The organism is Streptomyces sp. NPDC093085 (genome assembly GCF_040683935.1).
Lineage (GTDB): Bacteria > Actinomycetota > Actinomycetes > Streptomycetales > Streptomycetaceae > Streptomyces.
Window position 1 is genome coordinate 183,690 of record NZ_JBFBFB010000002.1, and the last position, 13,353, is coordinate 197,042.

Consider the following 13,353-nt stretch of genomic DNA (forward strand, 5'->3'; position numbering starts at 1 on the left):
CCGGGACGGCCTCGGGGGCGGGCTTCCAGGCGGCCACGGGAGACGGCCCGGCGGCGGCGGAACCCGCGGTGCGCGCGGCCGAGGTGCGGGTGGCGTTCGAGGGGCTGCTCCAGATCAGACGGCTGACCGGCGCCGGGCCCGGGGACCCGGCGCCCTGGGAGCGGGCCCGGCCGCTCCGGGCGGTGGCGCTCGCGCTGGAGGCGGCCCCGTTCGCCCCGTCGGCCGTGGACGCCTCGGGCGCCAGGACCGCCACGGGGTACCGGGTCTCGGCGGGCGAGCGGGAGGGCACCGTACGCGTGGAGTGGCTCGGGCCGCACGGCTCCGGGGCCGTACGGGAGGAGGACGGCGCCCTGACCGCGTGTGCCGCCGCGCTCACCGCGCTGGGGTGGGAGGCGCTGCTCTACCGGGGCCCGCGCCGCAGGCGCTTCCTGGAGGTCGAGCCGGGGGCCTGACCCGGGGTGCCCGTAACCGCCGTACCACCACGGCCGTACCGCCCGGACCCCGTGGTGGTACGCGGGGTCCGGGCGGTACGGCCGGAAGCGGGGGCGCGCCGGTCAGGTGCGTCAGGTGCGGTTGATGGTCCACTTCTGGTTCGGCGTGCCGGCGCAGGTCCAGATCTGGAGCCGGGTGCCGTCGGCCGAGCTGTTGCCGGTGGCGTCCATGCACTTGTCGGCCTGGACGTTCACGATGTCCTGGGCGCTGGAGACGCCCCAGCGCTGGTTACCGCCGCCGTTGCAGTCCCAGAGTTGCAGCGCGGCGCCGTCGGCGGTGCTGTTGTCCTTGACGTCCAGGCACTTGCCGAGGGCCCGGATCGAGCCGTCGGCGGCGAAGGTCCACTGCTGGGCGGGGACGCCGGTGCAGTTGTGGAGCTGGATGGGGGTGCCGTTCGCCGGACTGGCCCCGGCGACGTCGACGCACATGCCGCCGATCCCGCTGATGGTGCCCGTCGTACCGCCGGAGCCGCCGTCGCCCTGGGTGACCCGTACGTAGTCGATGACGAGCTGGTTCGGGAAGGCGGTGCCGCCGTCCGGGTCGCCCGGCCAGTAGCCGCCGACCGCGAGGTTCAGGATGAGGAAGAACGGCTTGTTGAAGACCCAGGAGCGGCCGCCGAGGTCGGCGGGGGTGCGGCGCTGGTAGACATTGCCGTCGACGCTCCAGGTGATGGCGTCGGGGGCCCAGTCGACGGCGAAGGTGTGGAAGTCGTCGGCGAAGGCCTGGCCGTTCGGGAGGGTGTACGCGGCACCGATGCCGCCCTCGCCGGAGTAGCCGGGGCCGTGCAGGGTGCCGTGGACGGTGCCCGGTTCGAAGCCGACGTTCTCCATCACGTCGATCTCGCCGCTGTTGGGCCAGCCGACGCTGCCGATGTCGTCGCCGAGCATCCAGAAGGCGGGCCACATGCCCTGGCCGCGCGGGACCTTCATACGGGCCTCGACATGGCCGTACTGGGAGGTGAACTTGCCGGAGGTGTTGAGCCGGGCCGAGGTGTACTCGCACCGCCCGTACCAGCACTGGTAGTTGCCGGGGTTCTCCTTGCGGGCGGTGATGACCAGATGGCCCTGGCCGTCGAGGGCCGCGTTGCTGTTGCCCGCCGTGTAGTACTGCCGTTCGTGGTTGTTGACGTTGTCGCCGGTCTCGATCTGCCACTTCGAGCCGTCGACCGCCGTTCCGGCGGGGCCGTCGAAGTCGTCGTTGAAGGTGACCGCCATGGTGGCGGGCGGGGCGGCCGAGGCTGCGGCGGCGGGCTCGGGCACGGCGGCGGTGGCGGGGGCCATGAGCGCGCCGGTACAGCAGACCAGGGCGAGCGCGCAGAGCGCCGCTCGGCGGCCGAGGGAGATTCGCACGGGGGCATCACATCGCTTCATGTGGGGGGTGTGCGCATGACAAATCACCCGGGCGGCGCACGCGACGGAGCGAACGGGGAGGGCCGCACGGAGAGTTGGATCCGCCATTGATTTAAGGCAGGGCGGGGTGCGGCGTCAAGAGTTGGTATGGACCAAAGATGCCCGCCCCCGCCCGGGCGCTCCGCCAAATCCCCGTAAAGCGGGGGCAAGAGACCGTGCCATCCGTCAACTCACCGTCTCCGTATGACTCGTTGAACAGATCTGCTAACTTGACCTGCACATGACTGACACGGGGCGTTCACATACCCGCACAGAAGCCGTGGAAAGCTCGCGCCGAATCGTTTCCTCCCGGAGGGACAGCTTCCCCATGCTCCGTCGCCATCTCCCCACCCGGCGCGCGCTGCTGGCGCTCGGCGCCGCCACGGCGGTCATCGCCACCACGGGCGCCGCCGCGCCCGCGGCCCTCCCCGCCTCCCCCACGGCCACGGTGGCCTCCGCCTCCGCCACCGCCGCGCTGGACGACACGTACTACCAGAACGCGATCGGGAAGAGCGGCACCGCGCTCAAGTCCGCGCTGCACACGATCATCAAGGACCAGACGAAGATCTCGTACGCGGCCGTCTGGGACGCGCTCAAGAACACCGACCAGGACCCCGCCAACTCCTCGAACGTGATCGAGCTCTACACGGGCAAGTCGATCGCGAAGTCGAGCAACGGCGGCAACACGGGCAACTGGAACCGCGAGCACGTCTGGGCCAAGTCCCACGGCGGCTTCGGCGAGGCGACCGGCCCCGGCACCGACCTCCACCACCTGCGGCCGGAGGACGTCACCGTCAACTCCGTCCGGGGGAACAAGGACTTCGACAACGGCGGCAGCGCGGTCTCGGGCGCGCCGGGCAACTACACCGACGCGGACTCCTTCGAGCCGCGCGACGCGGTCAAGGGCGATGTCGCCCGCATGATCCTCTACATGGCCGTCCGGTACGAGGGCGACGACGGCTGGCCCGACCTCGAACCCAACGAGAAGGTCAACAACGGCTCCAGCCCCGCGATGGGGAAGCTGTCGGTGCTGAAGGCGTGGAGCCAGCAGGACCCGCCGGACGCCTTCGAGAAGCGCCGCAACGAGGTCATATACGCCTCGTACCAGCACAACCGGAACCCGTTCATCGACCACCCGGAGTGGGTCGCTTCGATCTGGTGACCGGGGCGCGGCCGGCCCCGGCCACCGGGGTGCCGCGCGCGTGAACGATCCGCTGGGCATGTGTCCGTACGTCATGGACACATGCCCAGCGGCCGTTCCGGCCCGGGAGCCACCGCCCGTGGTCATCGGGTTGACGGCCCCGTTCCGGGGGCGCACAGGGTACGACACGGGGCGATGCGCCTGCGGCATATGCCTGGAGCACCACCAGAACGAGTGTTGCCAAATGCCTTACGCGTACGGGGTGCTTGTGCAACAGTCTTAACGGTCCACCATCCGGCCCCGGCCGCGCCGCGCCCCTATCGGAGTTCGAATGCCGTCCTCTCTCTTCGCGGACCGCCCCGTCCCGCAGCCTGTGGAGCGGGCGACGGTGGACGCGCTGATCGCCCGGGCCCGCGCGCTGCGCGGCGATGTGGCGGCGGTACGGCAGGACGGCGCGGCGGATTCCGGCGCTCTGGGGCGGTGGCGGCGGGCGGTGCGCGAGCTGGCCGTACACCAACTCGACGATCTGGGCGCGCACCTGGACCAGCTCAGGGCCGGCCGGCCGGAGAGCGCTCCGGCCGGGGGGGCCACCGAGAACTGCCCCGCGGAGGACGGTGCCGCTCCGGACGGCCGTCCCTCCCCGGACGCTCCCCCGCGGGGACAGCGGCACACCGCCCCGGCATGTGCCACGGGCACGGCGTCCCCCTACCGGGACGACCCTCCCGGACCGGCCGGGGCGCCGGTGCCCGGCGGCATCGGCAGCGCCGAGTGGAACCTCCTGACCGACCAGGTGCGGTGGTCGGAGGAGATGTACGAGATCTTCGGCCGGCCCCGGGAGCGCGGCCCGATGACGCTCGACGAGATCCCCTCCCTGGTCTTCCCGGACGACCAGGGGCTGCTCACCGCCATGGTGACCGAGTGTCTGATCGACGGGAAGCCGATAGACGGCGAGCTGCGCTTCGTCCGCTCCGACGGCCAGGTCCGCACCGTCCATATGCGGGGCGAACCGGTACTCGACGCCGACGGCCACACCGCCTCCCTCTGGGCGGTGCTGCGCGATGTCAGCGCCCTGCGCAGAAGCGAGCGCGCGGTGCGCGAGAGCGGCCGGTCGGTCCAGCGCGAACGCCATATCGCCCAGACCGAGCACCTGCTGGTGACCGCGTTGCAGGAGGCCGTCGTGGAGTCCTGGCGGGGCGCGCCGCTGCTCCCGCCGGAGGGTCCCGCCGCGCTGGAGGTGGCCGCGTGCCATCTGCCGTCCCCGGCCTCGGGACCGGCCGCCGGGGAGTGGTACGACGCGCTGGCGCTGCCCGGCGGGGAGTCCCTGCTCACGCTGGGCGATCTGACCGGGCACGGGGTCGCGACGGCCTCCTCGCTGGCGATGGTGCTGGGCGCGCTGCGCGGGATGGCGGTGGCGGGCATCGAGCCCGGACCCCTGCTGGGCCATCTCAACCAGCTTCTGGACACGGCGGAACAGCCGGTGCTGGGGAGCCTGCTCTGCGCCCGCTACCAGCCGGCGAGCGGGGTGTTCTCCTGGGCGCAGGCCGCGCACCCCGCCCCGCTGCTCTTCCGCGACGGGACGGGGCGCGCGCTGACGCCGCCGGACGGCGTACTGCTCGGTGCGACCCCGGGGGCCGGCTACGAGCAGGCCGAGGTCCTGCTGAGGCCCGGGGACGTCCTGGTCCTGCACACGGGCGGGGCGGCCCCCGAGGGGGATGCCGCGGCGAGCTGGCGGGACCGGCTCCTGGCCCTGGCGCCCCGGATGCCGGCGGACGCCTGCGCGCAGGAGTGGGTACGGGCGGTCGGCGAGGAGTCCGGCAGGGCCGGGCGCTCGGCGGGCGCCTGTGTGATGGCCGCCCGGATGGGCGGGGAGACGCGCTGATCAGCGCGGGGTGAGGTCGTCGCGGAGTCCTTCCGTGTCGCGCCGGGGCGACGAATACGGTGCCTGTCCTGCACGGGTACGGCGCGTCCGCGCGATGCCGGTACGCTCCGTGCGTTACGGGGGCCGGGACATGCCGGGCGGCCGGGCCTACGCCTGTCCGGTGGCCGGCTTGGCCAGGTTCCTGGGCATCGCGAGCTTGATCTCCTCGCGGAGCTCCTGGACCTTCGCGTACCCCGCGTACTCACCGGTGAGCCGGTACATCTCGCGCAGCCGGTCCCAGGTGCGGTGCGAGGAGGTCTCCCCCATCGACACCAGTGCGAGCCGCGCGTAGCGGTCCGCCTGTTCCGGATCGTCCGCGATGAAGCAGGCGGACGCCAGCGAGATGTGGTCGAAGATCTTGGAGCGGTCCCGGCCCGCGATCCGCAGCCGCAGCGCCTCCTTGGCGTGGCTCTGCGCGATGGCCGCGGCCTTCGGCTCGTGTTCGGCGAGGGTGCGGAAGGCCAGCGCCTCCATGCCGTGGAGGTCCGCCTCGTCGAACATCTGCATCCAGGAGGGCGGCGGCACCTGCCCCTGGTCGGAGACGAAGAGGTCCTCCGCCTCGCCGAGGGTTCTCCGCATGGCCTGGCCGTGCCCCATCGAGGCCTGGGCCCAGGCCTCGATGGTCCGGAACATGGCCTGGGTCCTGGGCAGGGTCTCCTCCCCCGACCCCGACCTGGCGAGCTTCATCAGGTCGAGGGCCTCGTCGGGGCGGCCGAGGTGGATCATCTGGCGGGCCGCCCGGGAGAGCGCCTCCCCGGCCCGGGGCCGGTCACCGCCCTCGCGCGCCGCGTGGGTGGCGATGACGAAGTACTTCTGGGCGGTGGGTTCGAGGCCGACGTCGTGGGACATCCACCCGGCGAGGACGGCGAGGTTGGCGGCGACGCCCCACAGGCGCCGCTGGAGATGGTCGGGGTGCGGGTAGGCGAGGATGCCGCCCACCTCGTTGAGCTGGCCCACCACCGCCTTGCGCTGGAGTCCGCCGCCCCGGGAGGCGTCCCAGGCTCGGAACACCTCCACCGAGTGCTCCAGGGCGTCGACCTCCTGGGACCCGATGGGGGCCGCCTCGTAGCGGTCGTACCCCACGGGTTCGGCGTGCGGGTGGTCGCCGGCGCGGTGGGCGCCGGAGGGGAGTGCGGGGTCGGTGTGCAGCCAGTCGTACATGGCGCTGGTGAGTACGGTTCCTGCGGTGAGCGCTGCGCTCGCGCCCACCAAGCCGCGTCGGTTGAGCATGAGGTCCATTCCCGTGAATTCGGTGAGGACCGCCGCCGTCCGGTCGGGTGCCCAGGGCAGGGCGTCGGGGTTGTCCGCGTTCCCGGAGTCCCGTCGTTTCCCCGCGCGTCCGTTCCGTACGAACCCGAGGTCCTCGATGGTCACGACACGACCGAGTCGCTCCGTGAACAGCGCGACCAGCACTCTCGGTACGGGATCGCGCGGGGTCTCCCCCATGTCGATCCAGCGCCTCACCCGCGAGGTGTCGGTGGCCAGTTGGGGGTGGCCCATGGCCGCCGCCTGCCGGTTCACCAGCCGTGCGAGTTCGCCCTTGGACCAGCCGGCCAGGCCGAACAGATCCGACAGACGGGTGTTGGGTTCACCGCTCACGTCAAGCCCCCAGGTTCTCGGCTGACTTGACAGTAACGCTCAGTCAGATGCCTGGCGACTATTCGCCAGGGTTCGCCAGGGTGCGCCAGATGGTGTGCCACCCGTACGCCGGTGTCGAGTAGGAACGCGCCACCCCGGCCCGGCAACCGGACGTACTCCCCAGGGTGCCTCACGGCGGCCGGGCCGGGAAGGCGCCGTCACGCGTCGGCACACGAAGGGATCTGTATCGCCCATGTACACAGCATCGTCCTCCGTGGCCGCTCCGCCGCGGCCCGGACGTCCGGTCACCCCGGGCGGCGGCCCCTATCTGGACCCCACCCAGGCGGGACGGAACCGGCTCAGGGCGGGGACGGTCACCCAGACCCTCAGCGGGAGACTCGACTTGTCCGGCCCCCAGGGTGCCCAGTTGCGCATGGCGATCAACGCCGTGCACCGGATCTGTCCCGAGTTCAAGCCCGTTCAGGTCCTGCGGCGCAGCGGCCGGTCGGTCCTGCTGGTCGGGACGACGGGGCGGACCAGCGCGGTCGCCAAGTGCCTGCTGGACCACTCGCCGGTCTGGACGGAGCGGTTCCGGCACGAAATAGCGTCCTACCGCGCCTTTGTGCGCAATCGTCCGCCGGTCCGGGCGCCCCGGCTGATCGCGGCGGACCCGGAGAACTGCGCGCTGGTCATCGAGCGGATGCCCGGCCGGGCGGCGGCGCTGGCCCGGCACCCGGTGGAGGCGCCGCCGCGCGGGGACGTACGGCTCGCGCTCTCCGCGGTGACCCGGCTCAACGCCTGGCGTCCGCAGGCCGATCTCTTCGGCGCGCCGCTCGACTACGCGTCGCGGATCGCCCGTTACCACGAGTTGGGGCTCTTCACCGACCGGGACCTGGGCGATCTGCGGAAGCTGCTGCACGGTCTGGCGGCGTCCCGGGGCAGCGTGCGCCAGTTCTGCCACGGGGACGCGCTGCTCTCCAACATCCTGCTCTCCCCGGCGGGCCCGGTCCTGGTCGACTGGGAGCACGCGGGGTGGTATCTGCCCGGGTACGACCTGGCGACGCTCTGGTCGGTGCTGGCGGACGCCCCGCAGGCGCGCCGGCAGATCAGCCAGCTCGCGGCGGCCGGCGGACCGGCGATCAGCGGTCCGGTGGCGCGGGACGCGTTCCTCGTCAACCTGATGCTCGTGCTCACCCGGGAGATCCGGATGTACGAGACGGCGGTGCAGCGGGCGATGCGGGAGGCCCCGTCGACGCCTCCCGGGGCGGCGCAGGGGGGCGCGCCGACGGGTGAGGAGCAGCGGCTGCTGCTGCGCCGGCTCCACGACGACTGCGCGATGGCGCGGCGGGCGGTGCGGGCCGCGGTCGGCACCCGCTGACCGGGGGGCGGCGGGGGTTTCCCCGCCGCTCCGGCGTCCCGCCCAAGGGGCCGCCCCCCCTCCGCCCCCTCCTCCATATACATTCATTGGTACATTCCACTGACGCGCCGCAGGCCGGGGGCGCCTCATCGGGAAAGCCCGGGAAACCGGCGCTGACGTGCGAAATCGTTGCGGTGGAGCCTGATTGACGGATCGTCCGGAAGTCGATACTCCTGTGTGTCGGACCAGCCCGGAAGTACCACGCACCATCCGTCACTGGAGGCTGCATTGCAAGGCTTTCCCCCCTCATGGCCGATCTCATGGCCGAGACCGGTCCGTGGGCGCGCGCTCCGGGCGGGCGGTGTCGTGGCCGCCGCCGCGCTGCTGCTGCCGCTCGTCTCCGCGGGCCCTTCCGCCACCGCCGAGCCGCCCGGATCCGGCGCGCTCCAGCGGGAGTTCGCGGCGGCGGCGGACCGGTACCACGTACCCGAGAGCGTGCTGCTGGGGGTGGCGTACCTCCAGTCGCGCTGGGACACCCACAGCGGCGCGCCGAGCGTGACCGGCGGGTACGGTCCGATGCATCTCACCGACGCGAGGACCGCGCTCGCCGAGGCCCCGCACCACTCGGACGGCAGCGAGGACGCCCGGGGCGACACCGCGCGCCCCTTGGCGGTGCCCGTCGCGGCGGCCCCGGCGGCCCCGGCCGCCGCCGGACTCCCGGCGCGGCTGCGCACGGTGGACCGGGCGGCGCGGCTGACCGGGCTCCCCGCCGAGGAGGTGCGGACCAGCCCGGCGGCGAATGTGCGCGGCGGGGCCGCGCTGCTCGCCGCCGCGCAGCGGGAGCTGGGCGAGCCGCTGAGCGCTGATCCGGCGCGGTGGTTCGGCGCGGTCGCCCGGTTCTCCGGGGCGGACGACACGGCGACCGCCGGTGCCTATGCCCGGGACGTGTTCTCGGTGATCAGGGCGGGCGAGGCGCGTACCACCGACAGCGGCCAGCGGGTGGCGCTCCGCGCGGTGCCCGGACTCGCCCCCGACACCGGGCAGCTCGCCCGGCTCGGGCTGCGGGCGGGCGACGCCTCGGAGACGGAGTGCCCGGCCACGGTCTCCTGCACCTGGATCCCGGCGCCGTACGAGGAGTTCGGGGACGGCGACTACGGCAACCACGATGTGGCGGACCGGCCGCGCTCGCAGAAGATCGAGTACATCGTCGTCCATGACACCGAGGGCTCCTGGGACACCACCCTCAAGCTGATCAAGGACCCGGAGTATGTGTCGTGGCACTACACGCTCCGCTCCTCGGACGGGCTGATCGCGCAGCATGTGCCGACCAAGGACATCGCCTGGCACGCGGGGAACTGGTACGTCAACGCCAAGTCGGTGGGTCTGGAGCACGAGGGGTTCCTCGCAGCGCCGGACGCCTGGTACACGGAGGCGATGTACCGCACATCGGCCCGGCTGGTGGCGTATCTGGCGAAGCGGTACGGGATCCCGCTGGACCGGCAGCACATTCTCGGCCATGACAATGTGCCCGGCACGACCACGGCGACCGTCCCCGGGATGCACACGGACCCGGGCCCGTACTGGGACTGGGCGCACTACTTCGAGCTGCTGGGCGCGCCGTTCACGCCGAGCGGCGGGGCCCGCGCCGACGTGGTGACGATCCGGCCCGACTACGCGGCGAGCCGGCCGCCGTACACCGGCTGCGAGAGCGCGGGCACGGCGTGTGCCCCGCACGGTTCGGGCGCGGTACGGCTGCGGACGGCGCCGGACGAGAGCGCGCCGCTGGTGAAGGACATCGGGCTGCGGCCGGGCGGCCAGGACTCGACCGAGGACGTCAACGACACCGGGGCGCGCGCCTCGACGGGCCAGCGGTACGCGGTGGCCGGGCGGCAGGGCGAGTGGACGGCGATCTGGTACCTCGGGCAGAAGGCGTGGTTCCACGACCCCCGGTCGGCGCCGGCGGCGGTGGGCGCGCGGGCCGCTGTGGTGACACCGAGGGCCGGGCTCGCCGAGGTGCCGGTGTACGGGCGGGCCTACCCGGAGGCGGCGGCGTACCCGGCGGGCGTGCCGGTGCAGCCGGTCTCCCCGCTGCCGTACAAGCTGCTGGCCGGGCAGCGGTATGTGACCGGGGGCGAGGCGCCGGCCGAGTACGCGTACGCGGTGACGTTCGACCCGGCGTCGCACCAGGTGGTGCGGGGCGCGGAACGGTATTACGAGATCCAGTTCGGCCACCGGGTGGCGTTCGTGAAGGCGGCCGATGTGGAGGTGCGTCCGGCGGGCCGCTGAGCGGGGGCGGAAACGGTACGGGGGTCGTCGGCCACGGGGGTGCCGACGACCCCCGTACCGCTGTCTCCGGTACGTCATGCGTCTCCGGTACGGCCTGTGTCTTCGGTACGTCGTGACCGCGTGCTCAGGGGTGGTGCGCCGGGGCCGGGAAGGTGTAGGTGCGGCCCGCGGTGGTGTACAGGTCGCGTTCGCCGCGCGGGAAGAGGGGGGAGCGGAGGGTCAGTTTCCCGGTGCGGGTGGCGTGGACCGTGATCCGGGTGGCGCGCCCGCCGGACCAGTCGATGTCGAGGGTGGCGCCGCCGCGCGCGCGGAGGCCGCGCACCCGTCCGGCGGGCCAGGCGGCGGGCAGGGCGGGCAGGATCTCGACCGGGCCGTGGTGGCTCTGGAGGAGCATCTCGGCGATGCCGGAGGTGGCGCCGAAGTTGCCGTCGATCTGGAACGGCGGGTGGGTGTCCCAGAGGTTGGCGTGGGTGGAGTGGACGAGCTGCTGGGTGAGGAGGGTGCGGGCGTGGTCGCCGTCGTGGAGCCGCGCCCAGAAGTTGATCTTCCAGGCCTTGCTCCAGCCGGTGCCGCCGTCGCCGCGCGCGGTGAGCGAGACCTTGGCGGCCTCGGCCCAGGCGGTGCCCGGTTCGATCTGCCGGCCGGGGTGGAGGGCGTAGAGGTGGGAGAGGTGGCGGTGGTCGTCGGTGGGGCTGTCCCGGTCCTCCTTCCACTCCTGGAGCTGGCCCCAGGAGCCGGTGCGCAGCCCGGGGTCGAGCCGGTCGAGGGTGGTACGGAGCCGGTCGCGGAAGGCGGGGTCCTCGTCGAGGAGGTCGGCGGCCTCCAGGGTGTTGGTGAGCAGGTCGTGGACGATCTGCTGGGACATGGCGGCGCCGGCGGTGAAGTCGCCGTGCTCGGGCGAGTAGCTGGGGGTGACGACGAGGGTGCCGTCGCGGGGGTCGGTACGGAGGTTGGCGAGCCAGAACACGGCGGCTTCCCGCATCACCGGATAGGCGGTGGTGCGGAGGTGGTCGAGGGAGCCGCCGAACCGGTAGTGGTCGTAGAGCTGTTGGGTGAGCCAGGCGGCGGCCTCCGGGAACCAGAACGCGGTGGCCCAGTCGTGGACGCCGGTGAAGCCATAGGGGTTGGTCTCGTTGTGGACGACCCAGCCGGCCGTGCCGAAGAGCCGGCGGGCGGTGCGCCGGCCGGGGGCGAGGAGCGAGGCGACGAAGCGGTCGTAGGGGGCGGTGGTCTCGGCGAGGTTGGTGACCTCGGCGGGCCAGTAGTTCATCTGGAGGTTGATGTTGACGTGGTAGTCGGCCGACCAGGGCGGGGTGGTGGAGTTGTTCCAGACGCCCTGGAGGTGGGCGGGGAGGGAGCCGGGGCGTGAGGAGGCGATGAGGAGATAGCGGCCGTACTGGAAGAAGAGGGTTTCGAGCGCCCGGTCGGCGGGGCCGCCCTGACCGGTGTAGCGGGCCAGGAGCTGGTCGGTGGGGAGGGCGGGGAGGGCGCCGCCGAGGTCGAGGGCGACCCGGTCGAAGAGGGCGCGGTGGTCCCGTACATGGGCGTCGCGCAGCGCCTCGTACGGGCGGGCGGCGGCCCGGTCGACGGTCTCGGTGACGGCGGGGTGGGGGTCCTCGCCCCGGTAGGCGGGGCCGGTGTCGGCGTAGTCGGTGGCTGCGGCGAGGACGAACCAGGCCCGGTCGGCGCCGCTGACGGTGAGGGTGCCGTCGGCCCCGGCGCGTACGGTGCCGCCGTCGGTGACCAGCCGGAGCTGGGCCTCGAAGCGCAGTCCGTTGTCGCGGAGCGCGCCGCGCACGGTGAGCCGGTCGCCGCGCGCGGTGGCGGTGGTGCCGGGGTGCGGGGTGGTGTGGCGCACCGTCAGGGTGACGCCGCCCGGGCGGCCGGCGGTGAAGTGCCCGGCGATCACCTGGTCGGGGTACGAGGCGAAGAACTCCCGGGTGTGGGTGGTGCCCTGGTGGGTGTAGGCGACGGTGGCGAGTGCGGTACGGAGGTCGAGGGCGCGCCGGTAGGTGGCGTCGGGCTCGGCCGGGGCGCCGGGGAGGGTGATCTCCAGGTCGCCGAGGACCTGGTGGGCGCCGTAGCCGCGGCGGGGCTGCCCGAGTGCGGCGGCGACGGTCTCGGGGGCGAGCGCGCCCTCGCGCTCCAGGCGGCGCTGGACGGCGGCGAGGGCGCCGGGGCGTGGGGTGGTCCAGTCGCCGTGGTCGTAGCCTTCGGCGGAGCCGGGGCCGCCGGTCCACAGGGTCTTCTCGTCGAGGGTGAACCGTTCGGTGGCGAGGGTGCCGTACACGTTGGCGCCGAGGGCGCCGCAGCCGATGGGCAGCGACTCGGTCTCCCAGTCGGCGGCGGGGGTCCGGTACCAGAGGGTCAGGGGCGCCGATTCATCGGACGGGCGGTCCTGGTCCGCCGCCATGGCCCGGGTGGGGACACCCCATACCAGGGACCCTGTCGCGCCCAGGGCGGAGGCGATCGTGGTTCTGCGGCTCATCCCAGGGGTCATGGCCGGTCACGTTAAAAGTCCGATGACTCATCCGGCAAGGGAGTCACCGGACAGAACACGGCCCACCCCTCGCGTTGGCGTGAAGTGGACCGTGTGGCGCTCTCCGGACTCACCGGAACGAGTGACTCCGGGGTGGTTCCGGGGGGATCCGGCGGGGTCAGCCCTGCTGGAAGAGTTCGGCGGGCAGCGGCTTGAGGAGGGCGTAGAGGTCGTCGGTGATCGGCCGGTCCCAGCTCGCGATGGTGACCAGGACGTTGTCGCTGCGGTCGAACTGGACGCAGGAGATCCGGCTCTCGGAGAGCTTGATCCGGCGCACGATCAGCAGGTTGTCGCCCTGCATGACGGGCATGTCCTCGCTGCCGACGACCTCGACGGGTTCGTCGTTCTCCAGCGCGAGCAGGAGTTGCGCCACTTCGAAGGGGATCTGCCCGTCCCCCGGCTCGCGCGCCGGGGAGCCCTCGGGGAGATTTCCGATGATCATCGCGGGCCCGCGGCCACCGAACAGGTCGTACCGCAGGAAGACGCCCTGACAGCTTCCGTCGGGGGCGGGGAGCAGGCCGGCGCCCAGATTGCCGGGCCAGTCACCCGGGTCCATGGCCAGGACGTCGAAGTCCGGGCCCGCGGGTGTGGCGGCGCTGCGGCGGCGGAGGAAGGACATCCCACCATGGTACGGGTTCACGCCACCGCACAGGA

Annotated in this window: 9 protein-coding genes; 5 read left to right on the forward strand and 4 right to left on the reverse strand. The window is 73.1% G+C overall.

Going from position 1 to position 13,353, the window contains the following annotated elements; genetic code table 11:
* Nucleotides 1-68: 68 nt before the first annotated feature.
* Nucleotides 69-452, forward strand: coding sequence for a hypothetical protein (locus tag AB0O07_RS07525; protein WP_365628505.1), 384 nt, complete (start codon nt 69-71; stop codon nt 450-452).
* Nucleotides 453-563: 111 nt separating this feature from the next.
* Here the strand turns inward: AB0O07_RS07525 and AB0O07_RS07530 are convergent, their stop codons facing one another.
* Nucleotides 564-1,772: a family 16 glycosylhydrolase gene (locus AB0O07_RS07530; protein WP_365630243.1), complete on the reverse strand. Its 1,209-nt coding sequence runs from the start codon at nt 1,770-1,772 to the stop codon at nt 564-566.
* 436 nt (nt 1,773-2,208) lie between these two features.
* Between AB0O07_RS07530 and AB0O07_RS07535 the strand changes: the two genes are divergently transcribed.
* Together AB0O07_RS07535 and AB0O07_RS07540 are read left to right on the forward strand one after the other, a co-directional pair.
* Nucleotides 2,209-3,042 (forward strand): endonuclease, encoded by an 834-nt coding sequence (locus tag AB0O07_RS07535; RefSeq protein WP_365628508.1) that lies wholly within the window; start codon nt 2,209-2,211, stop codon nt 3,040-3,042.
* A 310-nt stretch (nt 3,043-3,352) separates the two neighbouring features.
* Nucleotides 3,353-4,900: a SpoIIE family protein phosphatase gene (locus AB0O07_RS07540; RefSeq protein ID WP_365628511.1), complete on the forward strand. Its 1,548-nt coding sequence runs from the start codon at nt 3,353-3,355 to the stop codon at nt 4,898-4,900.
* 147 nt (nt 4,901-5,047) lie between these two features.
* On the opposite strand, the gene AB0O07_RS07545 is transcribed toward AB0O07_RS07540, so the two are convergent.
* On the reverse strand, nt 5,048-6,538 hold the full coding sequence (locus AB0O07_RS07545) for a hypothetical protein (protein ID WP_365628514.1): 1,491 nt from the start codon (nt 6,536-6,538) through the stop codon (nt 5,048-5,050).
* A gap of 232 nt (nt 6,539-6,770) precedes the next feature.
* Here AB0O07_RS07545 and AB0O07_RS07550 point away from each other — a divergent pair, with 232 nt between their 5' ends.
* Together AB0O07_RS07550 and AB0O07_RS07555 are read left to right on the forward strand one after the other, a co-directional pair.
* A complete protein-coding gene (locus AB0O07_RS07550; protein WP_365628517.1) occupies nt 6,771-7,895 on the forward strand; it encodes an aminoglycoside phosphotransferase family protein in 1,125 nt (374 codons plus the stop codon).
* 345 nt (nt 7,896-8,240) lie between these two features.
* Entirely contained in the window at nt 8,241-10,160 is a 1,920-nt protein-coding gene (locus AB0O07_RS07555; protein ID WP_365628520.1) for an N-acetylmuramoyl-L-alanine amidase, read from the forward strand.
* Between the two features lie 124 nt (nt 10,161-10,284).
* On the opposite strand, the gene AB0O07_RS07560 is transcribed toward AB0O07_RS07555, so the two are convergent.
* Both AB0O07_RS07560 and AB0O07_RS07565 read right to left on the reverse strand, forming a co-directional pair.
* The gene (locus AB0O07_RS07560; protein ID WP_365630246.1) at nt 10,285-12,573 is read right to left on the reverse strand and encodes a glycoside hydrolase family 95 protein; all 2,289 of its coding nucleotides are present in this window, start codon (nt 12,571-12,573) and stop codon (nt 10,285-10,287) included.
* Between the two features lie 244 nt (nt 12,574-12,817).
* On the reverse strand, nt 12,818-13,318 hold the full coding sequence (locus AB0O07_RS07565; RefSeq protein WP_365628523.1) for a hypothetical protein: 501 nt from the start codon (nt 13,316-13,318) through the stop codon (nt 12,818-12,820).
* Between the last annotated feature and the right edge of the window lie 35 nt (nt 13,319-13,353).